The organism is Flavobacterium chungbukense (assembly GCF_020805785.1).
GTDB lineage: Bacteria > Bacteroidota > Bacteroidia > Flavobacteriales > Flavobacteriaceae > Flavobacterium > Flavobacterium chungbukense.
In genome coordinates, this window is sequence record NZ_JAJGZV010000009.1 from 1 (window position 1) to 24,827 (window position 24,827).

General features: G+C 33.3%; 23 protein-coding genes and 1 tRNA gene. 15 read left to right on the plus strand and 9 right to left on the minus strand.

Annotated features, from left to right (window positions below; genetic code table 11):
* The first annotated feature begins 2 nt into the window (after positions 1-2).
* Entirely contained in the window at positions 3-89 is an 87-nt protein-coding gene (locus LL966_RS22905; RefSeq protein ID WP_394799461.1) for an IS3 family transposase, read from the plus strand.
* Between the two features lie 81 nt (positions 90-170).
* Here the strand turns inward: LL966_RS22905 and LL966_RS19625 are convergent, their stop codons facing one another.
* Positions 171-1,532, minus strand: coding sequence for a hydroxymethylglutaryl-CoA synthase family protein (locus tag LL966_RS19625; RefSeq protein WP_229355576.1), 1,362 nt, complete (start codon positions 1,530-1,532; stop codon positions 171-173).
* A 356-nt stretch (positions 1,533-1,888) separates the two neighbouring features.
* Here LL966_RS19625 and LL966_RS19630 point away from each other — a divergent pair, with 356 nt between their 5' ends.
* The 3 genes from LL966_RS19630 (at position 1,889) to LL966_RS19640 (ending at position 5,408) form a co-directional block, all read left to right on the plus strand.
* Positions 1,889-2,554: a succinate dehydrogenase cytochrome b subunit gene (locus LL966_RS19630; protein ID WP_229355577.1), complete on the plus strand. Its 666-nt coding sequence runs from the start codon at positions 1,889-1,891 to the stop codon at positions 2,552-2,554.
* A gap of 11 nt (positions 2,555-2,565) precedes the next feature.
* The gene (locus LL966_RS19635; RefSeq protein ID WP_229355579.1) at positions 2,566-4,566 is read left to right on the plus strand and encodes a fumarate reductase/succinate dehydrogenase flavoprotein subunit; all 2,001 of its coding nucleotides are present in this window, start codon (positions 2,566-2,568) and stop codon (positions 4,564-4,566) included.
* 95 nt (positions 4,567-4,661) lie between these two features.
* Complete coding sequence (locus LL966_RS19640; RefSeq protein WP_111287192.1) at positions 4,662-5,408, plus strand: succinate dehydrogenase/fumarate reductase iron-sulfur subunit; 747 nt, start codon at positions 4,662-4,664, stop codon at positions 5,406-5,408.
* Positions 5,409-5,707: 299 nt separating this feature from the next.
* On the opposite strand, the gene LL966_RS19645 is transcribed toward LL966_RS19640, so the two are convergent.
* On the minus strand, positions 5,708-7,999 hold the full coding sequence (locus LL966_RS19645; protein WP_229355582.1) for a family 20 glycosylhydrolase: 2,292 nt from the start codon (positions 7,997-7,999) through the stop codon (positions 5,708-5,710).
* A gap of 158 nt (positions 8,000-8,157) precedes the next feature.
* Here LL966_RS19645 and LL966_RS19650 point away from each other — a divergent pair, with 158 nt between their 5' ends.
* The gene (locus LL966_RS19650; protein ID WP_229355584.1) at positions 8,158-8,934 is read left to right on the plus strand and encodes a DeoR/GlpR family DNA-binding transcription regulator; all 777 of its coding nucleotides are present in this window, start codon (positions 8,158-8,160) and stop codon (positions 8,932-8,934) included.
* On the opposite strand, the gene LL966_RS19655 is transcribed toward LL966_RS19650, so the two are convergent.
* The 4 genes from LL966_RS19655 to LL966_RS19670 all read right to left on the minus strand — a co-directional run bounded on the left by LL966_RS19655 (position 8,931) and on the right by LL966_RS19670 (position 13,094).
* Positions 8,931-10,001 (minus strand): dipeptidase, encoded by a 1,071-nt coding sequence (locus LL966_RS19655; protein WP_229355585.1) that lies wholly within the window; start codon positions 9,999-10,001, stop codon positions 8,931-8,933. The genes LL966_RS19650 and LL966_RS19655 overlap by 4 nt on opposite strands.
* Before the next feature lie 12 nt (positions 10,002-10,013).
* Positions 10,014-11,105, minus strand: coding sequence for a D-TA family PLP-dependent enzyme (locus tag LL966_RS19660; RefSeq protein WP_229355586.1), 1,092 nt, complete (start codon positions 11,103-11,105; stop codon positions 10,014-10,016).
* 197 nt (positions 11,106-11,302) lie between these two features.
* A complete protein-coding gene (locus LL966_RS19665; protein ID WP_229355587.1) occupies positions 11,303-11,770 on the minus strand; it encodes a RidA family protein in 468 nt (155 codons plus the stop codon).
* Positions 11,771-11,774: 4 nt separating this feature from the next.
* Complete coding sequence (locus LL966_RS19670; protein WP_229355588.1) at positions 11,775-13,094, minus strand: GntP family permease; 1,320 nt, start codon at positions 13,092-13,094, stop codon at positions 11,775-11,777.
* 182 nt (positions 13,095-13,276) lie between these two features.
* On the opposite strand from LL966_RS19670, the gene LL966_RS19675 reads away from it, so the two are divergent.
* A complete protein-coding gene (locus tag LL966_RS19675; RefSeq protein WP_229355590.1) occupies positions 13,277-14,044 on the plus strand; it encodes an amidohydrolase in 768 nt (255 codons plus the stop codon).
* Here the strand turns inward: LL966_RS19675 and LL966_RS19680 are convergent.
* Positions 14,041-15,729, minus strand: a complete 1,689-nt coding sequence (locus LL966_RS19680; protein ID WP_229355592.1) for an Ig-like domain-containing protein — start codon at positions 15,727-15,729, stop codon at positions 14,041-14,043. The two genes, LL966_RS19675 and LL966_RS19680, sit on opposite strands and share 4 nt — an antisense overlap.
* A gap of 244 nt (positions 15,730-15,973) precedes the next feature.
* Here LL966_RS19680 and LL966_RS19685 point away from each other — a divergent pair, with 244 nt between their 5' ends.
* The 5 genes from LL966_RS19685 (at position 15,974) to LL966_RS19705 (ending at position 20,440) form a co-directional block, all read left to right on the plus strand.
* A complete protein-coding gene (locus LL966_RS19685) occupies positions 15,974-16,909 on the plus strand; it encodes a hypothetical protein (RefSeq protein ID WP_229355594.1) in 936 nt (311 codons plus the stop codon).
* Positions 16,869-19,226: a hypothetical protein gene (locus LL966_RS19690; protein ID WP_229355596.1), complete on the plus strand. Its 2,358-nt coding sequence runs from the start codon at positions 16,869-16,871 to the stop codon at positions 19,224-19,226. Before LL966_RS19685 ends, LL966_RS19690 begins: the two co-directional genes overlap by 41 nt.
* Before the next feature lie 10 nt (positions 19,227-19,236).
* Positions 19,237-19,641, plus strand: coding sequence for a methylmalonyl-CoA epimerase (gene mce / locus LL966_RS19695; RefSeq protein WP_229355598.1), 405 nt, complete (start codon positions 19,237-19,239; stop codon positions 19,639-19,641).
* Between the two features lie 146 nt (positions 19,642-19,787).
* Positions 19,788-19,861 (plus strand) — tRNA-Ile (locus LL966_RS19700).
* Between the two features lie 159 nt (positions 19,862-20,020).
* Positions 20,021-20,440 (plus strand): very short patch repair endonuclease, encoded by a 420-nt coding sequence (locus LL966_RS19705; RefSeq protein WP_229355601.1) that lies wholly within the window; start codon positions 20,021-20,023, stop codon positions 20,438-20,440.
* Here LL966_RS19705 and dcm read toward each other — a convergent pair.
* Positions 20,437-21,423 (minus strand): DNA (cytosine-5-)-methyltransferase, encoded by a 987-nt coding sequence (gene dcm, locus LL966_RS19710; protein WP_229355604.1) that lies wholly within the window; start codon positions 21,421-21,423, stop codon positions 20,437-20,439. The two genes, LL966_RS19705 and dcm, sit on opposite strands and share 4 nt — an antisense overlap.
* A gap of 489 nt (positions 21,424-21,912) precedes the next feature.
* Here dcm and LL966_RS19715 point away from each other — a divergent pair, with 489 nt between their 5' ends.
* Entirely contained in the window at positions 21,913-22,158 is a 246-nt protein-coding gene (locus LL966_RS19715) for a hypothetical protein (RefSeq protein ID WP_229355605.1), read from the plus strand.
* Positions 22,159-22,191: 33 nt separating this feature from the next.
* Here the strand turns inward: LL966_RS19715 and LL966_RS19720 are convergent, their stop codons facing one another.
* Entirely contained in the window at positions 22,192-22,782 is a 591-nt protein-coding gene (locus LL966_RS19720) for a riboflavin synthase (protein ID WP_229355607.1), read from the minus strand.
* Between the two features lie 57 nt (positions 22,783-22,839).
* On the opposite strand from LL966_RS19720, the gene pdxA reads away from it, so the two are divergent.
* The 3 genes from pdxA (at position 22,840) to rpmF (ending at position 24,741) form a co-directional block, all read left to right on the plus strand.
* Positions 22,840-23,889: a 4-hydroxythreonine-4-phosphate dehydrogenase PdxA gene (pdxA, locus tag LL966_RS19725; protein ID WP_229355609.1), complete on the plus strand. Its 1,050-nt coding sequence runs from the start codon at positions 22,840-22,842 to the stop codon at positions 23,887-23,889.
* Positions 23,890-23,994: 105 nt separating this feature from the next.
* Positions 23,995-24,537, plus strand: coding sequence for a YceD family protein (locus LL966_RS19730; protein ID WP_229355611.1), 543 nt, complete (start codon positions 23,995-23,997; stop codon positions 24,535-24,537).
* Positions 24,538-24,546: 9 nt separating this feature from the next.
* Entirely contained in the window at positions 24,547-24,741 is a 195-nt protein-coding gene (rpmF, locus tag LL966_RS19735; protein ID WP_008465217.1) for a 50S ribosomal protein L32, read from the plus strand.
* Positions 24,742-24,827: the final 86 nt, after the last annotated feature.

The following is a 24,827-nucleotide window of genomic DNA, read 5'->3' on the forward strand; positions in this document are numbered from 1 at the left end:
ATATAGAATACTATAATAATGAAAGAATAAAACTTAATTTAAAAGGAATGAGCCCGATAAAATATCGAGCTCATTATTATCAAATTTAATTATAAATTCGTCCAAACTTTTGGGTGCAGTCTATCAAGCTTCGGTTTTTTTATTGGAATTTGGAATTTCTTTATTAAAATTTAATCAACCCATTTATAATATCTCGCACCAATCAAAACAGGAATCTCTTTTTCAATTCGGTCAAGAACCCATTCGTTTTTAGGAGTTCTAACACTTTGTTTTTGTTCTTTTTTATGAAGACTTTCATAAGTATTGAAATCAATTTCTAGACTTTCGGCTAAATTTTCAAAAAGCTTCACGTTTTCTAAAGCAGATTTCCATTCTGGTTGAATCGTTCCTTCAAAAACTTTTGATTTGGATCCGCTTCCGTACGCTAAAAAACCGAATTTATTTCCAGCAACGTCTTTATTTGTATCATAAAAATGAGCCAAAGTCGATAACAATCCCATGAAAATAGAACCTGTATAAAGGTTTCCGATTAATGAAGAAGCCAATTCAGCAGGTTGTAATTTCTCGGTAACAAAACTTTTGTAATCGTCAGATTTTGCTACTTCTTTAATTTTTGTTTGATAATCTGCAGGGGTAATATCATCGGCAATAATTTTTTCAGCACTGTCTAAAGCGTAAATTTCAGACAACATTCTTCTACCTTGAAAAGAATAAGGTAAATGCATCACGATACTGTGCCAAGTGTTATATAAAGTTTCGGTAGTATTTTTTAATTTTTTTAATGAAAAGTAAGCATTACGCGTACGATCCATATAACATTGATTCGAATATTGTCCGTCAAAAACTGGTTGGTCTTTGTGGATTTCGATTTCAGCTTCTAAATTGTCAAACCAAGAATCGTTGTTGGCATTTTTTGTAATTTCTTCTTTAGAAATGGTTCTGCATGGTTTAAAGAAGTCGAAAACACCTTTCGTGCTTGTTGCCCAATGGTTATCAAAAGCAATAATTTTTGGATCTGCCGTAATTAACATGGCTACAGCTCCAGCTCCTTGCGTGTATTCTCCGCCAGAGTTTAAATCGTATTTTGCAAAATCAGAAGTTACAACAATTGCTTTTTTAGTTGGATTTAATTTTACGAAATCAAGACAGTTTTGCATCGCGTCAACTCCGCCAATACAAGCAAAAGTAAAATCGACAACATCACATTCTGCTAAAGAATCTTCGCCAAATTTCTGCTCCATTAAACTAATTAAGTAAGAAGCAATTGGTTTAGAACTGTCAATGCCGCTTTCGGTACCAACATAAATTCGGCTGATTTCTTTTAAGTCTATTTTATTGTCAATGATAAGTTTGGTTAAAGCATTTGCTCCAAAAACAACAGCGTCTTGATGAACGTCTGGAAAAGTCATTTTTAGTAAGCCAAGACCTTTTTCTAATTTTTCTGGTTCAATATTTCTGGCAACAGCCAAAGTTTTTATGGGTAAATGTATGTTTGCTACGTCAAAAGAAATAGCATCAATTCCTGTTTTCATTCTTATTTTTTTGAGCCGCTAAAGGTAAAACTATGTTGCGGAATGACAATTTTTTACTTAGACAAAATTTATATGCAGTAACACTTTTGAAGAAAACAAATCAAATCTTTGAATAAAATAACAATATGATAAAATTTTCCTGATCTACTTTTATTGAAGTTTTGATTTCAAGGCTTAAAAAGTAGGTTTGTGAAAATTTTATAATGAATTATTTTTAATGAATTTGATTTTTGTACGTAAAAATACTTAGAAGTGAGCTATTTTAAAATCATTATAAATAACAGCGAAATGGTTGTAGTTCTTTTGTAATTGAGTTATTTTTGCTTAATTTTTTAAAACAAACTACTTAAACACTTATGGCACAATCTGCACAGTTGAATGCTTCCATCTTAAAGAAAGTGGCTATGGCTCTTTCGGGAATATTCTTAATCACGTTTTTAGCGCTGCATGTTTCCTTAAATTTTATTTCTATTCTTAGTGAAGATGTTTTCAATGAAGCTTCTCACTTTATGGGATACAATCCGCTGATTCAGTATGTAATGCAACCAGTTTTGGCATTTGGAGTAATTTTCCATTTCGTAATGGGATTTGTACTTACGGCACAAAACAGCGCAGCAAGACCAATTGCATACGCTAAATACAACGGAGCTGCAAACGCTTCTTGGAGTTCTAGAAATATGATTATTTCTGGACTGGTTATTTTGGCTTTCTTAGGATTGCACTTTTATGATTTCTGGTTTCCTGAAGTTAGCTACAAATACATAGCAGGTACAGCGCCAGATGCTACAAGATATTATGGTGAGTTAGTTCACAAATTTCACGACCCAATCCGTACAGCTTTATACTGTGTGTCTTTTATCCTTTTAGGATTCCACTTATGGCACGGGTTCGCATCTTCTCTTCAATCTGTAGGGATGCACAACAAATATTCAAGATTTTTAGCAAAAGTAGGTTATGGATTTGCAGTTGTAGTTCCAGCTCTTTTCGTAATTATCGCTTTATTTCATCATTTCAATAATTAATATCAATTATAATGGCATTAGATTCAAAAATTCCAAATGGTCCTATAGCGGACAAATGGACAAATTATAAAGATCATATTAATTTAGTAAACCCTGCTAACAAACGTAATTTAGATATTATTGTAGTTGGTACAGGTTTAGCTGGAGGTTCGGCTGCGGCTACCTTGGCTGAGTTAGGATATAACGTAAAAGCATTTTGCTTCCAAGATTCTCCACGTCGTGCACACTCTATTGCAGCACAAGGGGGTATCAACGCAGCAAAAAACTATAAAGGTGACGGTGACTCTGTTTACAGATTGTTCTACGATACTGTAAAAGGAGGAGATTACCGTGCACGTGAGGCAAACGTTCACCGTTTGGCTGAAGTTTCTGCAAATATTATTGACCAATGTGTGGCTCAAGGGGTGCCATTGGCTCGTGAATATGGAGGACTTTTAGATAACCGTTCATTTGGAGGAACTTTGGTTTCTCGTACATTTTATGCACAAGGACAAACTGGACAGCAATTATTGTTAGGAGCTTATTCTGCAATGAACCGTCAAATTGGTCGTGGTAAAATTAAAATGTACAACCGTCACGAAATGCTTGACATTGTAATCGTGAACGGAAAAGCGAGAGGTATTATCGCTCGTGACTTAATCACAGGAAAAATAGAAAGACATTCTGCTCACGCGGTAGTGATTGGTTCTGGAGGATATGGAAACGTATTTTTCCTTTCGACAAATGCTATGGGAAGTAACGCAACAGCAGCTTGGAAAATTCATAAAAAAGGAGCGTTTTTCGCAAATCCTTGTTACACACAAATTCACCCAACATGTATTCCGGTTTCAGGAGATCACCAGTCAAAATTGACTTTGATGTCTGAATCTTTACGTAATGACGGTCGTATTTGGGTTCCAAAAAACTTGGAAGATGCAAAAGCTATCCGTGAAGGAAAGAAAAAAGCAACTGATCTATCTGAAGATCAAAGAGATTATTTCTTAGAAAGAAGATACCCAGCATTTGGTAACTTAGTTCCTCGTGACGTTGCGTCTCGTGCGGCTAAAGAAAGATGTGATGCTGGTTTTGGAGTTAATAAAACGGGTGAAGCAGTTTACTTGGATTTCGCAGCGGCAATTAAACGTTACGGAACTGAAGATGCTTATGTAAAAGGTTTAGATGATAAAGATGCTGCTTTGGTAACTAAACTGGGAGCTGCTATCGTGAAAAGTAAATACGGAAACTTATTCCAAATGTATTACAAAATTGTTGACGAAGATCCTTATACAACACCAATGATGATTTATCCAGCGGTTCACTACACAATGGGTGGAACTTGGGTTGATTATAACTTGATGACTACAATTCCTGGATGTTTCTCAATTGGGGAATCTAATTTCTCTGATCACGGAGCAAACAGACTTGGAGCTTCTGCTTTAATGCAAGGTTTAGCTGATGGATATTTCGTATTGCCATATACTATTGGAGATTATTTAGCTCCAGATATTAAAATGGGAGAAATTTCTACAGACTTACCAGAATTCGTTGAAGCTGAAAAAGCGGTTGTAGATCAAATCAATAAATTTATAAACAACAACGGTAAACATTCTGTAGATTATTTCCACAAAAAATTAGGAAAAATCATGTGGGATAAAGTAGGTATGGCTCGTAATGCTCAAGGTTTAACTGAGGCTATCGAAGAAATTGCTGCTTTACGTGAAGAGTTTTATAAAGATGTAAAAGTTCCTGGAAGCGCTTTCGAATTTAATCAGGAATTAGAAAAAGCGACTCGTGTTGCCGATTTCTTAGAGTTAGGAGAATTGTTCGCAAAAGATGCTTTACACCGTAACGAATCTTGTGGTGGTCACTTCCGTGAGGAATACCAAACAGAAGAAGGAGAAGCACTTCGTGACGATGAAAACTTTGCATACGTTGCAGCTTGGGAATACAAAGGGAAACCGAGTGATGCAGTATTACACAAAGAACCTCTTAATTACGAAAACATTAAATTAGTACAGCGTAGCTATAAATAAGAATTTGGTCGAAAGCCCAAAGTCTTAAAGTCAAAAGGCAAAATGTGCCAAGCGACTTTCGACTTTCGACTTTATGACTTTCAAACTAAAAAGGTATGAAACTTACATTAAAAATATGGCGTCAAAAAAACGCTCAAGATAAAGGAGGGATTGTAGAATATCCTATCGATGGAATCGAACCAGATATGTCTTTCCTTGAAATGTTAGACGTTCTTAACGAAGGTTTAATCAACAAAGGAGAAGAGCCAGTAGCATTTGATCACGATTGTCGTGAAGGAATCTGCGGAATGTGTTCTTTATTCATCAACGGTGAAGCGCACGGACCAGACAGAGGAGTTACCACTTGTCAGTTACACATGCGTATGTTTAAAGATGGCGATACAATTTTTATTGAGCCATTTAGAGCAAAAGCTTTTCCAGTAATTAAAGATTTAGTTGTTGACAGAAGTTCTTTTGATAGAATCCAGCACGCTGGAGGATTTATATCTGTAAACACTTCAGGAAATACAATCGACGCGAATACTATTCCTGTTCCAAAAGACGATGCAGACAAATCATTTGATGCTGCAGCTTGTATTGGTTGTGGAGCTTGTGTTGCAACTTGTAAAAACTCTTCAGCAATGTTATTTGTTTCTGCAAAAGTTTCTCAATATGCATTATTGCCACAAGGTAAAGTGGAAGCAACGGATCGTGTATTGAATATGGTTCACCAAATGGATTTAGAAGGTTTCGGAAACTGTACAAATACAGGAGCTTGTGAAATCGAATGTCCAAAAGGAATTTCACTTGAAAATATTGCACGTATGAACCGTGAGTATTTAGCAGCAAGTTTGAAAGGATAATTTATCTTTTTTATATAAAATCAAGGAGCTTTCTCAAAAGGATAGCTCCTTTTTTTGTAAGCTTTGGAGAAGCGAAATATTTATAGCTAAGAAAAAGATGTTATAATATAAAGCTTAAGCGGAGCGACATATTTTTTTACAATTTTCAATATATGTCGCTCCGCTGGAGCTTTTTCTATGTGTCCTATTGAAATTCTATAAATATTTTACCCCGCTGGGGTTTTGCGAATTGGATGATATTGTATAATATTCTATCCCATTAAGAGAGATGTCCTTTTCATACAATTTCTTTTTGTATTCTATTCGTAATACAATTGCGAAGCGCTTATTTCTTGCTTTTCCTTTCCTTCCTGCTGTATAAAACAATTTAAAGTTGTTCCTCCAGTCATATCAAAATAACTGATGTTGATTTTATGAAATCCCTTTTCCAATTTAACTGCGCCGTAAGCTTCATTCATCCAATGAATATTGTCATTATCTACAATTAATTCATTATCGATAAAAAGCTTCGATCCGTCGTCTGAAAGGGTTGAAAAAGTATAATTTCCTGTTTCTGGAATAAAGATATATCCGCTAAATTTTAAACCAATATAACGCTCTAATTTCGTTTTCCATTTTTCGGCACTGATTTTACCTTCTAAAATGCCAGAATTAATAGGTTTTGAAAGTTCTAAATCCTGAACTTGTTTAAACGTTCCTGTAAAATACTCATATTTCAAACCATTTTTCTTTTGCTGAATGGTTAAAGCTGATTTCAAATCTGGATTTCTCACAATGATTTTATTGATAGAACTTCTTTTACCGCTTTTGCTGATTTGAATTGTTTTGATGATTCTATATTCTCCTTTCGGAATATTTATCGTTACTGGATTTTGGTACAAGTTTGCTGTTTCATCAGGATTATAGCCGTCAATAGTATAAAATATCTTTCCATTTTTGATGGTTGGTTTTAGATTTAAAATATATTTTGATGCAATTAATGCCGTTTCATCAGCACCAAAAGGCGTTGGAACTTTATACAATCGATTTTGTAATTCTAATTTTTCTAAATGATATGGAAGTTGATTTTGAATAAAATGATTGTAATTTTTATTAGGGGTTTCGGTCCAGGCAATTTCTCCCAAAGCGAAAATTCTCGGATAAAGCATATAATTCAATTTTGCTGGACTCGTTAAATATTCTGACCAAAGATTGGCTTGAACTCCGATAATATATTTTTGTTCTTCGGCACTTAAACTGTCAACAGGAGTTGGATTGTAATGGTATACTTTTTCTAAAGAGCTTAATCTTCCAACTGTTAGCGGTTCATTTGGCGAGTAACCTTGATTGTAATCAAAATAAACTGTTCCCTCTGGCGTCATAACAACAGGATGTTTCAGTTTTGCTGCGTGAATTCCGCCTGATTCTCCGCGCCAAGACATAACAGCCGCATTTGGTGCCAATCCGCCTTCGAGAATTTCATCCCAGCCAAAAATCTGCCTTCCATTTGCATTCAGGAATTTTTCTATTCTTTTAATGAAATAACTTTGCAGTTCATGCTCGTCTTTCAAGCCTAGCTCTTTGATTCGTTTTTGACAATTCGGACAAGCTTTCCATCTGGTTTTCGGACATTCGTCTCCGCCAATATGAATATTTTTACTTGGGAATAGCGCCATAACTTCTGTCAAAACATCTTCTAAAAAAGTAAAAGTTTCGTCTTTTCCCGCACAAAAAACATCTTCAAAAACTCCCCATGATTCTATTACTTTGTAATTTCGATCTGGAAAACAAGCCAAATTTGGATAAGCTGCAACTGCTGCAGAAGCATGTCCTGGCATTTCGATTTCTGGAATAACATTCACATAATTATCTTCGGCAAATTTTACCACTTCCTTAATTTCTTCCTGAGTATAAAATCCTCCGTATGGATTTCCATCGAAAAAAAATGGCGATCTTTCAAATTTGTTTCCGACTAAAGTCTGTGCTCTTTTCGAACCTACTTCCGTCAATTTTGGATATTTTTTTATCTCAATTCTCCAACCTTGATCGTCGGTTAAATGCCAATGAAAATTATTTAATTTATAGCTGGACATTTGTGCAATAAAATTTTTTATAACAGTAACAGAGAAGAAATGACGGCAGACGTCTAAATGTAAGCCTCGGTAAGAATATCGCGGTTGATCTTCAATAATTAAGCATGGCAATTTTATTTCAGTGTAAATTTTGTTCGGAAGAAGCTGCAATAAAGATTGAACGGCATAAAAAAGTCCTTCTTCTTGACCAATAATTGTAATTTTATTCAAAGTAATTTCAATTCTATATCCTTCTTTGGACGAAAGATTTTTGCTTGAATCAAATTCGATTTTAAGATTCGATTTTTTCGAATTGGCTTTCGCATTCAATATTGATTCTAAAATTTTAGCCGATTTTAATTCCTTTTCACTATAATTTTTATTTTTAAAATTAATCTGTACTTTTCCATTTATCCGAATGCTGTCTCCAATCAATTTATAAAAATTTGGAGCGGGGATAATAGAAATATTTTGTTGGGAGTTTTGTGCTTTTCCACTTAAAAAAGAAAGAGCAAAAAATAAAAAAAGGAATTTTTTCATAGGAGAAAAACTTTAGATTTTTATTAAAAACAGTTTTAAAAACATTAAAAATGCTTTTAAACTAATTTATTGAAAATTTTTATTGTCAATACGACTTTTAGTTTGGATGAATTATTTGCTGAAATGTTTATTTTTGTAATTAGAAAAAAACAATCGGCATGAGCACTGAAAATGAAGTTTTAAATTACAGTAAAGAAGAACGTAAAAATCATATTCTAAAAGAGATCAATTTGCACACGCGTGTAAGTTTTGAAACTCTTTCGGCTAAACTTGGTGTTTCCGAAGATACTGTTCGCCGTGATATTAATGAACTCGACGCTGATTTACTTTTGATTAAAGTAAAAGGCGGTGCCATGACCAAAGGGTATCACTATTCTTCGTCAAACCAGACTTATGCTGTCGAAGCCAAACAAGTTATTGCCCAAAAAGCAGTCGGCCTTCTTCATGACGGAATGGTTTTAATTGTTGACGGAGGAACAACTATTCGTGAGTTCATCCGATTAATTCCAAACGATCTTAATTTAACTGTTTTTACGATTACCGCTTTAACGGCGGTTCAGCTTTTAGATAAACCAAATATCAAAACCATCATGATTGGCGGCAGCATTTCGTCGTACAGTCAGATGTGTGTGAGCGGTGAAGCTTTTCATCAATTGGCCAACATAAAAGCAGATCTTTTGGTTCTTGGAACAAATGCTCTTGATATTGACGGCGGTTATTCTGATTCTGATTGGGAAACGGTTCAGGTTAAAAAAGCAATGATTCAGGCTTCTAAAAAAACAGCGGTTTTAACCATTACGGAGAAATTAAACACCGTTCTTAAAATGAAAATCGCTAGTTTGTCTGAGATAAATTATGTGATTACCGAAGAAGAACCAAATAGTGTCAAACTAAAATCATACAAAGAAAACTTTCCGAATGTGAATGTGATTTAATCCCAATGTTTGATTAGAAAATCAATCCAATTTTGATGAAATATCTTTTTTAAATCTTCATCATCATAACCATGATTTTTAAATATCAGAACTAACTTTTGCAAATCGGCGATCGTATCTAAATCATATGGACATTGTTCTGTTCCAAAAGCGCCATCCAAATCAGAACCAATTCCGATATGATTGGCATTTCCGGCAAGTTGGCAAATTTGATCCATATGTTTAAAAGCGGTTTCTAAACTGCAATTCATTTTTTTAGGATCTGAAATTCCTCTTTCCCAATTCGGAACCATCATCCAAGCGTCTAAAGCGCCGCCAATAACTGCGCCTCTAGAAACTAAAGCTTTAATCATCTCGTCGCTATATTGACGATTGTGATTAACTAAAGCTCTGCAATTGTTGTGACTTGCCCAAACCGCACCATTAAAATGATCTAAAGCCTGCCAAAAAGCATCATCACATAAATGGGTTGCATCGAGAATAATATTCAAACGCTCCATTTCTTTTAATAAATCAATTCCGTTCTGATTCATTTTTCCAGTTGCATCGGTTCCGTTTGCATATCTTCCTGGGCCGTAATGTGCCGGGCCAATAGCTCTTAATCCGTAATTATAAGCTTTTTCTAAATAAGAAATATTTACAATTGAATCAGCTCCTTCCAAACTTAAAATATATCCGATTGGTTTTTTGTCGTTTGGAGTTCCATTATTCCATAAATCATAATGTTTTAGAAGTGATTTTTTATCTGTAATCTGCGTCATTTCTCCAGCTTCTTCCATGCTTTTGTACCACGAAAGTTGTCCTTGCGTTTGTGCCCAAGCTTGTTCTGGCGAATTCCATCCCGGAATGATACTGTCGGGTTTTACAAATCGTGCAATTTGAGTCGCGACTACAATTCCGACATTGCCGCGTCGAAGATCAGGAAAAGAAACCGTAGCTCGTTCGCGGTCGGGTTTGTCGGTCATTCTTTTTTCTAAGTTTCGTAAAGTCGGAACATCGTTTCTCAGATCTCGATTCCATTCCATTGCATTCATGCTGAGATCTAAGTGGGCATCTAGTATAAACATAGGTTTTAAAGTTTAAATAGTATTTTTTCGGCCTCGCGCACCAACTGGCCATTGCGCATAAATTTGCTGTTTTTTGTTTACTGCCTGAAGATTATCATATAAGGCAACAGTCGGACAAACATGATAAGGTTCTGCATAAATAATAGCACCGATTTCATATTCGTTCGTGCCTTTATTTTCTAAAATCAAATGTTCTTCAGAATGTGCAGTTGGAATCAAATTTTCATCATTTAAAATAACCAATCTTTTATCAATCGGATTTTCAGATGAAACGGCTTTATAACCAATATCTACACAGATTGTGTTTTTTGTTGGTTTAGAAATTACAGTTCCAACGATAGTTAATGCGGGTTTAAAATCTTGTTCAGGCAAATTGTTTTGATAATTCGAATCCCAAAATACAAAAGTTCCGGGACTGCATTCTACATTTTCCTGCGATGCGTAAAATGGAAAAGTATTCGATCCGCCCGCAACAATTTTAAAGTTTTCTGCTTTATTTATAATTTGCTCAAAAGACTTAGAAGCTTCTACATTTCTTTCTTCAATACTTCCTTTTATATGACCGTCATAAATATGGATTCCTTCAAATTGAATGTTTTTTAATTGTAAAATAGCATCAATTAGCCCTGTCCAATTTTCTGAAATCGAAAAACCAGTTCGATTCATTCCGGTATTTAAATCCAAATAAACAGACAAAACAAGATTGTTTCTTTTGGCAATTTCATTTAAATCAAAAGCCGTTTTTTCATTATCAATAATAGTTGAAAATTGGATTTCAGGAAATTTTTTAATTAATGAAATCCATCTTTCGACTTTTAATCCAACAGGTTGATAAGCTAAAAGAATGTCTTCTATATTTTGATTGGCAGCTAATTCAGCTTCAGCAATTGTAGCGCATTTTATTTTTTTGATATTATAAATTTTAAAAAGCTCTAAAATTTCGGCATTTTTATGCGTCTTAATATGCGGACGCAATCTCTGCGTGTCACCTTTTACATAAGAAATCAACTTTTCGATATTTTGTCGTACTCGATCTTCGTAAACTGCTAAAAACGGAGTATCGATAAGAGTTTCAGAATTTATTTCCCACCAGTTCTTTTGCATGATTCTTGGTTTTTAGCTAATTGTAATTATTTTGAACATAATTTTTTAAACACATAGAGACATAGTTTTTTATTTTCTTGATTTAGAAATATTGAAATAAATGACAAATCATTTACACATAGTCTATGTTTGTTAAAATAAGTGAAACGCCTTTAACCAGCATCAAAAATCTATGTTACTATGTGTTTAAAAAAGAATTAATATAATTCAAAAAGCGCTTCAACTTCGACAGGAATATTATCAGGAAGAGATCCAAATCCAACTGCACTTCTTACGCCAATTCCGTTTTCTTGACCCCAAACTTCTGCGAACAATTCACTGCAGCCATTAATTACATATGGATGTTTTAAGAAATCTGAAGTACAGTTTACCATTCCTAAAACTTTGATTACTCTTTTTACTTTACTCAAGCTTCCAAAATTGGTTACAATGGTAGAAAGCATTGTCAGTCCGACTTGTCTTGCTGCCAATTTTCCTGCTTCGATATCTATATCTTCTCCAATGCGTCCGATGATTAAAGATTTGTCATCTTGTACAGGGCCATGTCCTGAAAGGTATAAGTATTTGCCGTCTACTAAGTACGGTTTGTAAATTCCTAAAGGCTGTGGAGCAGGAGGTAGTGACAAGCCTAGACTTTCGAATTTTTCTTGCGGATTTAAACTCATGATTTTAATGTATTAAAGCGTTTAAAATAAATATAAATACAATTCCTAGAACAGAAACCAGCGATTCCATTACCGTCCAGGATTTAAAAGTGTCTTTTAGACTAATATTGAAGTATTCTTTGAACATCCAGAAACTCGGATCGTTAACGTGCGAACACATTAGACTTCCAGCGCCAACAGAAAGTACAAAGAGATTAGGGTCGAGATCGTTTGATTGTAGTAAAGGTAATAAAACACTCGCAGTCATTAATCCTGCCGCTGTTGCAGAACCCACACAAACGCGGATAATTGCCGCCATCATCCAAGCCAATAAAAAAGGATGGATGTTTATCTGATTTAAAGTCGCAACAATCGTTTCGTTTACACCGCTGACAATCATTACTTCCTTTAGACAGCCAGCCCCTCCCACAATTAAAACAATTAGAGCAACATCTTTTATCGCCTGTGTATAATCGTCCATGACAGATGACATGCTTCTGTTCATTCTAATTCCTAATGTATACGTGCAAAGAAGTAATGATAAAAGCATAATGATACTTGGATCGCCGATAATTTTACAGATGGCAGCTAGTTTTTGATTGTCTGAAATTAACGGAAGCAAAGAAGTAATCGTTAATCCGAAAACTGGAAATAAGGCGGAGAATAAACTTATGCCAAAACTAGGAAGTTTGCCTTCGTTCTTTATTTCTTCGACATTTAAAATTTCGTGATCCGATTCGGTTTTGATGTTTTTAAAACGTGTTGAAAACCACAAACCCGCAATTAAAATGGTCGGAATAGCGATTATAATTCCATAAATTAAAACCAAACCAATATCTGCTTTTAATATACTGCTTAACGCCATTGGCGAAGGATGCGGCGGCAGAAAACCGTGCGCCACAGAAAGTGAAGCCAGCATCGGAATTCCTAAATATACTTTCGACAATTTAAATTGATGCGCGACAGAGAAAATCAGCGGAACCAAAAGCACAAAACCAACGCTGTAAAAAAGCGGAATTCCGATTATAAATCCGGTAATCATTAGTCCCAGACGAACATATTTTTTTCCTGTCCAGTTCATCACCGTTTTGGCAATGACTTTTGCTGCTCCCGAAGAAACCGCAAGTTTTCCAATACAAGTTCCAAAAACAATAATTAAAGTTATGGAACCAAGCATTTCTCCAAGACCTTTTTGCAAAACTGGCGAAATGTTTTCTATCGGTAATCCTAGAAAAAGTGCGGCCAATAGCGATGTGATTATAAATGCTATAAACGGATTAATTTTAAACCAGGCAATCTGTAGAATTAAGAAAATAATGCACGCAGTGAGTATGAGAATGCTCATGGTTTGTGGTTGTATTTTAGTTAGTTATAATTGTGGTTGTAATTTCAAATATATAAAATATTTTTACACTTCGCATTTTTTTTGCAAAAACTGCGTTTTTTTTGCAACTACAATGTTAAAATTGTAAGGTTCTAAATCGAGAATACATCGATGTTTTCTACCTTTATAGAAAAATTAAAAAGATGAAAATTGCTTTAATCCAAACAGATCTTTTTTGGGAAGATGCTTCTAAAAACAGAGAAAATTTCGACTCAAAAATTAATGAAATCGATTCGGAAGTAAATTTAATTGTACTTCCAGAAATGTTTTCTACAGGATTTACCATGAATGCTTCAGACGTCGCAGAAACGATGCAGGGAGAAACTCTTGAATGGATGAAATTGAAAGCAGAACAAAAAAATGCTGCGATAACAGGAAGTATAATTATTTCAGAAAACGGAAACTTTTACAACCGAATGCTTTTCGTATTTCCATCAGGAGATTTTCAATATTATGATAAGCGCCATCTCTTTTCTTTAGCAGGAGAAGATCAGTTTTATACGCCTGGAACTCAAAAAGTAATTGTGGATTATCTGGATTGGAAAATCTGTCTTCAGATTTGCTATGATTTGCGATTTCCAGTTTTTTCAAGAAATGTCGAAAATTATGATCTTCTTTTATATGTAGCCAATTGGCCAAAAGTTCGAACAAGCGCTTGGGATACTTTGCTAAATGCTCGTGCCATAGAAAACTTGAGTTATGTTGCGGCCGTGAATAGAATTGGTTTTGATGATAATGATTTTGAACATAACGGACATTCTCAAATAATTGATTTTTGGGGAAATTATATAATAAAGCCACAAGAAACAACAGGTGTTTTTGTGGCTGAATTGGATAAAAATATAATGTTGGAAACTCGTAGAAAACTCAATTTTCTAGGAGATCGAGATAATTTCGAAATTAAAATCTAGAACGCTTTCCGTTTCTTTTCGGCTTCTTTTTTCTTTTTGTCGTCTTGTTTTTTCTCGACTTCTGGGTTAAACGGTATGCTAAGATCAATACTCTCGTCTACATCCCAATTAGACCGGACATCAACGCCCTTTTGATAATAAAACACTTCCTCAGAATAGGTTTTCTTTAAGAAGTTTCCGGTATCGTAAACCTTATTTTTATTATCATCATAAATAACACGAATCGTAAATTCTGTGGGAACTAAGAGATTGAATGTCATTTTAGTTTCACCTTCAGAATATCCGCTGGCAAGAACTTCGTCTCCTTTTTTATTGGTTATTTCCACAATAATCGGAAAACGTTTGGCATTTTTGAAATTCAATACCAAATTACCATAATCTTCTAATTCTTTTGTGGTTAACTTGAATGATAAAGTATCATTTGTTTTTTCATAAAAGTCAGTTAAAGCGCCTGGCAAGAAAGTGAAATTATATTTTTCTACAGGATCTTTTTTGAAATCAATATATAATTTTTGTTCAAATTCATCATATTCTGTTGTAAAATCGACTGCTGTAGAGTCTTTGTTGACTAATGCAATTTTAGATTTATCAAATTTCACTAAAGGAGTTTCTGTTTCCAGAGTAAAACGCTCTCTAAAGTTAATGATACCATTTTGTACAGCCTTAACATTTAAGGTGTCTTTTTTCATGTTTTTAATTTTGAAAGAAAACTTTTTGTCGTAGTTGTCTTTTGATACCTGCATAGATAAAGAATCGGCTTTTAGAGGTTTAAACCAAACCTGAAGCGAATCCTTTTTCGGAAATTGCGTTACTATAGTTTCCAAAACTTCATTCCCATTTTTAAGAACAATTTTTGGTTTAGCATTTTTAAAATCCTGTTTTCCTTCATACGGAAGTAATAATCTGTTTCCAGATGCCTGAATTGGCTTAAAAACTTTTAAAGGCAATACTTCTTTAAATAATTCTATTTCGTAAACCGTATCAGTTGGAATGTTGATATAATGTTTTAAAAAACCGATTTTATCATCTTTCGGATTAAATTTATTATTACCGCCTTTATCTTTCAAGGCAACCAAAAGATATTTGCCTTCTTTTAAATTCTCAAACTGAAAAGTTCTCAAACTATCTAAAGTGTTGGTAATATAACGCGGAAAATCTTTGTAAATAGTAGAATCTTTAAACTTGTCATTTACTTCATACAGCATTACAGAAACAAAATTATCTACATATTTATCTTTTGCATCTTTAATTCGGCCGCTCAATTTTAAAGAGTCTATATACGGACCAGTTGAAAAAACATACTTAAACTGATTTATTGCATTTCCTTCATTATTATCTGTAATAGCTTGCCCAAAATTAAAACTGTAAGTAGTATTAGGCTGTAAAGTATCTTTAATATCGATTTTAATAAATTTACTAACCGATGTTGGCGAAATAAGCGGTTCGTGCTTCATCGGCGGAGAAATAATCAGCTGTTTGTTCAGGTTTTTAAGCTTGATATATTCATCAAAATTTAAAGTAATCGTATTTCCTTTGAAGTTAGTGCTGTAATTTTCAGGAAAACTAGATACCAAAATAGGAGCTAAAGTATCTTTTAAACCGCCAGTAATGCTGCCTCTTTTGGCGCAGCTTATCATGGATATCAGAATAACGAATGAAATATATTTTAAGGCGTTTTTCAACATAAGGTTTTTTCAATTTGATTGCACAAAATAACGATTATATTTGCTTTAATTGAAATTTTTTGGGCATTTATTAGGATTTAGAACTTTTAGGTTTCTTTGCTATTTTTTATGATTTTGAAATATTTTAAACAGTCATAATTTCTTACTTTTGGTTTCAAATGTAATTTTCTGAGTTTTGTTAAAACGTCTTTTTTCAATTTTATGCCTTTTTTTGCTGCTGTCTTGCGGTAAAAATGATACACCGATGATCTCCTTTTATTATTGGAAGACGATATTCAAATTTTCAAAAACAGAAAAAGAAACTCTAGATCAAAACAATGTTACCAAACTTTATTTGAGATATTTTGACATTGGACTGCATCCAGAATCAAAAAATCCAATTCCGATTAGTCCTATTCGGTTTGAAGAAAATCCAAAAGAATATCAAATTGTTCCCGTTGTTTTTATTCAGAACAAAGTGATGCTTCAGAAGCATCTTGATGTAAATGATTTAGCAAAAAAAACTTTTGATTTTATTGCGCAAATCAATTCCAAGAATAAAATAAGTTGCCAGGAAATTCAAATTGACTGCGATTGGAGTTTAGAAAGCAAAGATAATTACTTGAAATTTATTGCAGTTTTCAAGAAGCTTTCTACTAAAAAACTTTCAGCGACGATTCGGCTTCATCAGGTGAAATATTTCAAGAAAACCAAAATTCCAAATGTCGATTCTGGCGTTTTAATGTATTACAACATGGGATCTATTGCGTCAGATTCTCTCAATTCGATTTACGATCAAAAAGTGGCGGCAAAATACCTTAAAAGTTTAAAGAGATATCCGCTTCATCTTGATTTTGCTTTTCCAATTTATTCGTGGGCAATTCATATTCGAAACAATAAAGTGATTGGACTTCGTTCCAAAATAAATAGTTCGGCTTTAGAAAAAGATCCGAATTTTGAAAAAACAAGTCCGATTTTTTTTAGAGTAAAACAATCCAATTATAAAAATGGAGTTTTTTATGAAGAAAATGATTTGCTGAAAATAGAAGAAATTAAAGCAAAAGATTTGAAAGAAATGGCAGAAGATTTGGAAGAGAATCTTGTAGAAAAGCCAAAGGAAATTATATTTTACGATTTAGACGAATTCAATTTAAATAATTATGAAAAAAATACTTTTAAGCAAATTATTTCTTGTTTCTAGTGCCGTTTTGCTTTCTGCATACGGAATAATATACGCCTGCGCGGGAGGAGACGACTGGGATTTTTTTGGTTATAATTCTAATTTTACTCCAGAAACTTTTGCCGACAAATCCTATTCTCCTTTGTTTTTATCGGGAGGCATTTTTTACGGAATTGGATTTGATACGCAGCATAATTCTCGTTTTAATGAAAACATAAAATCGGATTGGGCCGATTATCTAAAAGGAAAAGCAGATACTGCAACCGTCAATTATTTCTTGATTGGAGACGATAGGCCAAGATATTATTCTGATGAGAAAGACAAGATAAAAAACAAAGAAGAAATAACAGATCTTCATGTTTTTTATAAAACAAAAAAAGAAAATAAAAGTTCTCAAAAATGGGGTAAAAAGCTCAATTTGAAAGAGGAGAAAATTAAGAATTTTATTGAGTTTTTGTACTTGGCACAAAAAATAGAAACCGTTTCTATTGGCGAAGATTATTGGAGTTATGATCCCGTTGTGGCTAAAACTTTCAATGATGCTAAAATGATTCAGTCTATTGAAAACGTGTATAATACTTTATCTGATCCGTTTTTGAAAAACAGATATTGGTTTCTGACTATGAAAGCGCGTTTTTATAGCAATGACAAACAAAAAGCCATTGATTTTTTTAATAAAACAGAAAGTTCTGTTCCAAAAAACACTTTATATTATCGTGCCTTGTCGTATGTCGCAGGAATCAATCATAAACAAAAGAAATTCGCGGTTTCTAATTATTTGTACGCTCAAGTTTTTGATAAATGCCCAGAACTACGAGTTGTAACGGCTTATAGTTTTCGTCCAAAAAACGAATCAGATTGGACTAAGGCTTTGGCAATGGCAAAAAATAATAAAGAAAAAGCGGCGCTTTGGGCTATTCACGGATATTACAAAGACGAAAAACAGGCCATTGAAAAAATCTATCAATTAGATCCAAAAAGTGAACATCTAAATTATCTGGCAACTCGATTGGTAAATGCTTTGGAACAGAAAATGAACAATTCGTTTCAGCAGAGCGGAGGCGAAAATCAAAAGCCAAAACCACAAACCGTTGCAGAAAATAAAAACGAAAATAAAGCTAAAATTGATAATAGTGCGATCGATTTAATTGCTAAAATTTCTGCAACAGGAAATACCGAAAAACCTTATTTATGGGATATGGCAATTGGATATCTTCAAACCCTAAAAGGCGATTATGCCAATGCGGATAAGAATTTTAATAAAGCAGAAAAAACACTTCCAAAAACAGAATTAGCAGGAATGCAGCTTCGTTTATTGCGCTTTGTAAATAATTTAAGCAAGATTGATAAACTGACAGATAAAAATGAGAAAACAATTCTAGCCGATTTGAATTGGTTGTATTACGAACTTCCTAAAAATTATAAAGGACAAGAATTTCGTTATCAAAATGCTTCTTCATGGAGCAGAAGTTATTTATCAAACTTATACAAAGAAAAAGGAAATTTGGTTTTGGGTGAGATTTTTGGTGAATCGCGTTACAGTTATTGGAACGACGGAAATTCGTATTATGACAATGAAAAGGATTTATTGGCAATAAAAAGCTTTTTGGAGAAAACGAATAAATCTGAAATTGAGAAAATTGGTGCCGGAATTTATAGTTTGAAACTGAAAGATATTAATAACTTTCAAGCGGTTCAGGCGACTTTTAAAAATAAAATTCCAGAAGCAATCGAATTTTTGAAACAAGCAGATTCGGTTCAATATTATAAATTTTTGGGAAATCCGTTTAATGGAAGCATCAAAGATTGTCACGATTGCGATCACGCTGCGTATCAAAAAAGAAAATATACTTACATGGATTTCTTGACCACGATAAAAGAAATGCAAGATAAATTGATTAAAAAAGAAGATGTTTATACCAATAGTCTTTTGTTAGGAAATGCATTTTATAATATTTCTCATTTCGGAAACGGAAGAACTTTCTACGAAATTAATATTGTAGGTTACGGTTCAAGTCCGTATTCGTTCAGAGATGCCATGAAAGAAATGATTACCAATAATTCGGTTTCTAAAATGTATTATCAAAAAGCATTTGAAGCGGCTTCGAATAAAGAACAAAAAGCAAAATGTTTATATCTGATCTCGAAATGCGAACGCAACGAGTATTATAATAAAAAGTACAGTGCTATAAACAGCTATTGGGAAATTCAAGATGATAAAGTTAATTTTATTGCCTGGAACTCTTTCAAAATTTTAAGAAAAGAGTATTCGGATACCAAATATTATCAGGATGTAATTGCAGAATGCGGTTATTTTAATACGTATGCAAACCAATAAATTTGAAAGAATGGTAAACAAAATAGAACATATCGGAATTGCAGTAAAAAATATGGACGATGCCAATATTTTGTTCGAAAAAATGTTGGGCGTTCCTTCTTATAAAATGGAAGCGGTAGAAAGCGAAGGCGTTTTGACTTCTTTTTTTCAAACTGGAAACAATAAAATTGAACTTTTGGTGGCAACAAATCCAGAAAGTCCGATTGCGAAGTTTTTAGAAAAAAAAGGAGAGGGAATTCATCACATCGCTTTTGATGTTGATGATATCGAAGCCGAAATTATTCGTTTAAAAAAGGAAGGTTTTGTGCTTATAAACGAAGTTCCGAAGAAAGGAGCAGACAATAAATTGGTTGTTTTTCTGCATCCGAAGAACACAAATGGCGTTTTGGTGGAACTTTGTCAGGAAATTAAATAAAAAAAAATCATTTTAGTTTTTGAATAAGACATTGAAAATCAATTTCGTTTTTGAAATTCTAAGAAAGATTTAAAATTAAATACAAATGATGTCTTAAAATATTTGGAGTGAATGAAAAATAGTAGTAATATTGCATCCTCTAAACCGGTCCTATAGCTCAGCTGGTTAGAGCACCTGACTCATAATCAGGTGGTCCCTGGTTCGAGCCCAGGTGGGACCACACTTTTAGAAATAGAAAGCCTTTACAGCAATGTAAAGGCTTTTTTGTTTTTACAACATTCTAAAAATGTGAAAATTGAAATTGCTCATAGATAATATTTAAACTTTCTTTCTTCAAAATCCCTTAACTTTATCCACCCGAAACAAATTTAATCTTCAGATGGATAGATTGACTCCCGAGCAGAGGAGCAAAACTATGCAGGCGATAAAAAGCACTGCTACAAAAGGCGAAGTAAGGCTTGCTAAAGCATTATGGAAATTAGGTTACAGATATCGAAAAAACAATAAAAAGATATTTGGAAGACCAGATCTAACTTTTGCCAAATATAAAATTGCCATTTTTGTGGATAGCGAATTTTTTCACGGAAAAGATTGGGAAACAGAACAATCAAGAATCAAATCGAATCGAGAATATTGGATTCCGAAAATTCAAAGAAATATAGAAAGAGATCAGGAAGTTAATTCTTTTCTTATTTCAGAAAACTGGGCGGTTTTACGATTTTGGAGTAAAGAAATTGAGAAAAATCTCGACGTTTGTTTGGCTAAAATCGAAGGCACAATAATGCTTCGGAGTATTTAAGCTTTTTCAGCTTTAGACTTCTTCTTTTCTAGTTTCTCAATGCATTTGAAAATTTCAGAAGCCAATCTCTCAATAACTGGCATGCTGACAGAATTTCCAGCTTGTTTGTAAAGATTAGAATTGGATATTTTGGGCAATTTATAACTGTCGGGAAATCCTTGAAAACGAAAACATTCTCTAGGCGTTAATTTTCTAAAACCAAAGTCAGTTGTAATAATTGGGACATTATGGCCGCCAGTTCCCATATTTGCCGTTAGAGTAGGGCAGACTTTTCTTTTATTTTCTCTAACATATTGTCGTCTAAACTGGTAAATTCTGTCTTCGCGCACAACCGCTTCTTTCAGCATTTTGTACATATATTTGTCTTCGGTATAGTAGAATTTCTTTTCGACTTGCTCTTTAGTAATTAAATCGGTTACCTTTTTGGTTAATTGTTCTTTTTCTGGAAAATTAAATTTAAAACCTCTTTTAACGAAATCTTTGTCGAAAGCAATCATGAAAATTCGTTCGCGATTGTGCGGGATGTTTCCGAAATCTTTAGTGTTCAAAATGGCGCTGTCGAAAGTGTAATTGCGCTTTTTAATTTCGCGTTCAATTACTTTCATAGTATTTCCTTTGTCGTGACTTTTTAGGTTTTTAACATTTTCTAGAAATACCACTTTAGGTCTCATTTCGTCAATAAAATCTAATATTTTGAAAAAATGATTGCCTCTAACATCTTCAAAACCTTTTCTGTGACCCGCGAGTGAAAAAGGCTGACAAGGAAATCCTGCAGTAAGAATGTCTATTTTTTTAAGCTTTTTTACATCTAGTTCCATTACATCTCCTTCTATGAGCGTGTGGTCGAAGTTGTTTTTGTAAGTAATGCACGCTTTTTTGTCAAATTCATTTGCCCATTCCAGTTTAAAACCTGCATTTTCAAAACCCAAACAAATACCGCCAACACCAGCGTATAAACTTCCAACGGTATATTTGTCTGTCATTTTTTTGTTGATTGTGAGATTTGAATTTGGAAATAAAATTTCTTAAAAAGTAAAAATAGAAAGACTGTTCTCTAATTACAATCTTTTGCAAAAATATTTATTTCAAAAATAACCATTAAAGGATTAGTTTAAAGTCTAAAAAACCAATCTGTTTATTTTCTCGTAAATGAGTTTAAAATGTAAAATTTTATACAAAACCTATTTTTAATTTTGTTAAAATCAGGAAATTCTTATAAGGCTAAAAGTGAAGTGAATATTATGAAAATGAGCTTTTTATGTGCTATAACGTTTTCTGAAAAGGCATTCTGTGTTTTGGACAAAAAACTGTTAAAATTTCTTTTATGTTTTTTGTTTTAAAAGTTGCATTTATACAAAAAACTTATACTTTTGTCCCAGATTTTATAGGGAAAAATATATTTGTGAGAAATTTCTATGAAAGAAAAATGTGTTTATTTAATACTAGCTTGTTGAATCAAACAGCTTGAATTTATGAGAAAACTAAAAGCCCCCTTTTTAGCAGTTGCAATAATATTATTCAATGTTTTAGCGACATCTGCTAATCCAACGCCGCCACAGCCTACTGCGAAAAATGCAAGTACGGCGGCCTGTGAATTTTGCGATGATGGAGATCCCGCTTTGCCTATAGATGAAAACATTGTTTTTTTAGCAATAGCAGGTTTAGCTTTAGGAGCGACCATATTATATAAAAATAGAATAAAAAAAGCTTCAATTTAATTGAAGCTTTTTTTTGTTTGAAAACTATTAGGGTTATTTGTTTATAGAATAAAGTCTGGAAATATATTTTCCGACAACATCAAATTCTAAATTGATTTTTGTTCCAACTTTGAAATCCTTAAAATTAGTGTGCTCAAAAGTATAAGGAATGATGGATACGCTAAATTCGTTCGTTTTAGAATTTACAACAGTAAGACTAACTCCGTTTACCGTAATCGAACCTTTTTCTATTGTAATATTGTTTAGATTTTTGTCGTATTCAAAAGTGTAATTCCAGCTTCCGTTTGCTTCTTCAATTTTAATACAAGTTCCAGTTTGGTCTACGTGGCCTTGTACAATATGGCCGTCAAGACGATCGCCAAGTTTCATTCCTCTTTCTAAATTGACAATATCGCCTGTTCTCCAATCGCCAATATTGGTTTTCAAAATAGTTTCGTCTATTGCTGTTACGGTATAAAAAGAATCTTTAATTGCTACAACTGTAAGGCAGATTCCGTTATGCGAAACGCTTTGGTCTATTTTTAATTCGTTTGTTATGGAAGAGTCAACTGTTATATGTAGATTGTTTTGGTCTTTTTGGATTTCATGAATCCTGCCGAGTGTTTCTATAATTCCTGTGAACATTGTGGTTTTATTTTACTAAATTTGCACATCAAAATTAGTAATAAATAAACTGAGCTCATGAATAAAAAAGCAGAAAATATAATTGTTGGAATTTCAGTAGGAGATTTAAACGGTATTGGAAGCGAAGTTATACTGAAAACATTCGAAGATTCTCGTATGTTAGAATTGTGTACGCCGGTTATTTTTGCAAATGCGAAGATTCTTTCATTCGTAAAAAAAAGTTTCACATCGACAGTTCAGTTTCATGGAGTTGATAAACTGGATCAGGTTCTTCCTGGAAAAGTAAATGTTTTTAATCTTTGGAAAGAAGGCGTGGATATCAATTTTGGCGTTAATGATGAAAAAATTGGAGAATATGCCATCAAATCGTTTGCGGCAGCTACAAAAGCCTTGAAAGATGGAGAGATAGATGTTTTGGTAACAGCGCCGATTAATAAATATAATATTCAATCGGAAGATTTTAAATTTCCTGGACATACCGATTATCTAGACCAAGAATTGGAAGGCAATGCACTTATGATGATGGTTCAAGATAATTTAAGAGTAGGATTAATTACTGATCATGTGCCTTTAAACGAGGTTGCTTCGTATTTAACAGAAGAGTTAATTACTAAAAAGATTGAAACCATTAAGAAATCTTTGGTTCAAGATTTTAGTATTGTAAAGCCAAAAATAGCAGTTTTAGGATTAAATCCGCATGCTGGTGATGGCGGTGTAATTGGAAAAGAAGATGATTTGGTTTTAAAGCCAACATTAAAGAAAATATTTGATTCAGGAACCATGGTTTTTGGACCATTTCCTGCAGATGGCTTTTTTGGAAGCGGACAATACGAAAAATACGATGCAATTGTAGCAATGTATCACGATCAAGGATTGATTCCCTTTAAAACATTATCTTTTGGAAAAGGAGTCAATTATACAGCAGGTTTAAATAAGGTAAGAACTTCTCCAGATCATGGTACAGCCTATGATATTGCAGGAAAGGATATGGCAGATTACAATTCATTTAAAGAAGCAGTTTATCTTGCGATAGATATTTTTCGCTCTCGTAATCAGTATGAGGAGATTAGCCAAAAACCTCTTAAAATAAAAGAAAAACAGTTATAAACAAAAAAAGGTGAATAAGATTATTAGATTTATAATAATTTTATATCTTTGCACCCCAATTCAGATATCTAGTTTTAGAAATGAATTGATCAAATTGATGTTGAAATGAGCAAAACAAAAGAATTTTTAATTCCTTTCGTAGGATTAAAACTAGGAAAACACCATTTTGAGTATCAGATAAATAATGATTTTTTTAAGAATTTTGAGTACGATGAGTTTCAAAGTTCTGATATTAAAGTCAAATTGCTTTTCGAAAAGAAAAGTACAATGTTAGAGTTGGAATTCAAACACAAAGGGACCGTAAATGTACCTTGTGATCTAACAGGCGAAGATTTTGATTTACCTATAAAGGGAAAAATGAAGTTAATTGTTCGTTTTGGAGATGAATTCAATAATGATAATGAAGAATTGTTGATTTTACCACATGGTGAGCATGAGATAGACATTGCGCAGTATATATATGAAATGATTGCGCTTTCTGTACCTCAAAAAAGAATTCATCCAGGAGTTAAAGATGGAAGTCTACAGACAGAAACTTTAACAAAATTGAATGAGTTGAGTGTAAAAGAACAAAAGGAAGAGAGTAACAAAGAAGAAGATATTGACCCGCGTTGGGAAAAATTAAAGAAACTATTAACGGATAAATAATATAGTAAAATGGCACATCCTAAGAGAAAGACCTCGAAAACAAGAAGAGATAAGAGAAGAACACATTATAAAGCTACTGTAGCTCAAATCGCTACATGTCCAATTACTGGAGAAGCACATTTATACCACAGAGCTTACTGGCATGAAGGTAAAATGTACTACAGAGGGCAAGTTGTTATCGATAAATCTGAAGCGGTTGCTTAATACGTTTTTGTAAATTATACTAGAACTCTCACATAGTGAGAGTTTTTTTTGTTGGTTATAATTTTCGTTTTTTAAGAAAATATAGA

What these genes read in the sequence shown, in the direction of transcription:
- LL966_RS19670 (WP_229355588.1), bottom strand. Translation starts at nt 13,094, where the DNA reads ATGAGCATTCTCATACTCACTGCGTGCATTATTTTCTTAATTCTACAG.
- LL966_RS19730 (WP_229355611.1), top strand. Translation starts at nt 23,995, where the DNA reads ATGAGCAAAACAAAAGAATTTTTAATTCCTTTCGTAGGATTAAAACTA.
- LL966_RS19655 (WP_229355585.1), bottom strand. Translation starts at nt 10,001, where the DNA reads ATGTTTATACTAGATGCCCACTTAGATCTCAGCATGAATGCAATGGAA.
- LL966_RS19635 (WP_229355579.1), top strand. Translation starts at nt 2,566, where the DNA reads ATGGCATTAGATTCAAAAATTCCAAATGGTCCTATAGCGGACAAATGG.
- pdxA (WP_229355609.1), top strand. Translation starts at nt 22,840, where the DNA reads ATGAATAAAAAAGCAGAAAATATAATTGTTGGAATTTCAGTAGGAGAT.
- LL966_RS19630 (WP_229355577.1), top strand. Translation starts at nt 1,889, where the DNA reads ATGGCACAATCTGCACAGTTGAATGCTTCCATCTTAAAGAAAGTGGCT.
- LL966_RS19715 (WP_229355605.1), top strand. Translation starts at nt 21,913, where the DNA reads ATGAGAAAACTAAAAGCCCCCTTTTTAGCAGTTGCAATAATATTATTC.
- rpmF (WP_008465217.1), top strand. Translation starts at nt 24,547, where the DNA reads ATGGCACATCCTAAGAGAAAGACCTCGAAAACAAGAAGAGATAAGAGA.
- LL966_RS19625 (WP_229355576.1), bottom strand. Translation starts at nt 1,532, where the DNA reads ATGAAAACAGGAATTGATGCTATTTCTTTTGACGTAGCAAACATACAT.
- LL966_RS19720 (WP_229355607.1), bottom strand. Translation starts at nt 22,782, where the DNA reads ATGTTCACAGGAATTATAGAAACACTCGGCAGGATTCATGAAATCCAA.
- LL966_RS19640 (WP_111287192.1), top strand. Translation starts at nt 4,662, where the DNA reads ATGAAACTTACATTAAAAATATGGCGTCAAAAAAACGCTCAAGATAAA.
- mce (WP_229355598.1), top strand. Translation starts at nt 19,237, where the DNA reads ATGGTAAACAAAATAGAACATATCGGAATTGCAGTAAAAAATATGGAC.
- LL966_RS19705 (WP_229355601.1), top strand. Translation starts at nt 20,021, where the DNA reads ATGGATAGATTGACTCCCGAGCAGAGGAGCAAAACTATGCAGGCGATA.
- LL966_RS19665 (WP_229355587.1), bottom strand. Translation starts at nt 11,770, where the DNA reads ATGAGTTTAAATCCGCAAGAAAAATTCGAAAGTCTAGGCTTGTCACTA.
- LL966_RS19645 (WP_229355582.1), bottom strand. Translation starts at nt 7,999, where the DNA reads ATGAAAAAATTCCTTTTTTTATTTTTTGCTCTTTCTTTTTTAAGTGGA.
- LL966_RS19680 (WP_229355592.1), bottom strand. Translation starts at nt 15,729, where the DNA reads ATGTTGAAAAACGCCTTAAAATATATTTCATTCGTTATTCTGATATCC.
- LL966_RS19660 (WP_229355586.1), bottom strand. Translation starts at nt 11,105, where the DNA reads ATGCAAAAGAACTGGTGGGAAATAAATTCTGAAACTCTTATCGATACT.
- LL966_RS19685 (WP_229355594.1), top strand. Translation starts at nt 15,974, where the DNA reads ATGATCTCCTTTTATTATTGGAAGACGATATTCAAATTTTCAAAAACA.
- LL966_RS19650 (WP_229355584.1), top strand. Translation starts at nt 8,158, where the DNA reads ATGAGCACTGAAAATGAAGTTTTAAATTACAGTAAAGAAGAACGTAAA.
- dcm (WP_229355604.1), bottom strand. Translation starts at nt 21,423, where the DNA reads ATGACAGACAAATATACCGTTGGAAGTTTATACGCTGGTGTTGGCGGT.
- LL966_RS19675 (WP_229355590.1), top strand. Translation starts at nt 13,277, where the DNA reads ATGAAAATTGCTTTAATCCAAACAGATCTTTTTTGGGAAGATGCTTCT.
- LL966_RS19690 (WP_229355596.1), top strand. Translation starts at nt 16,869, where the DNA reads ATGAAAAAAATACTTTTAAGCAAATTATTTCTTGTTTCTAGTGCCGTT.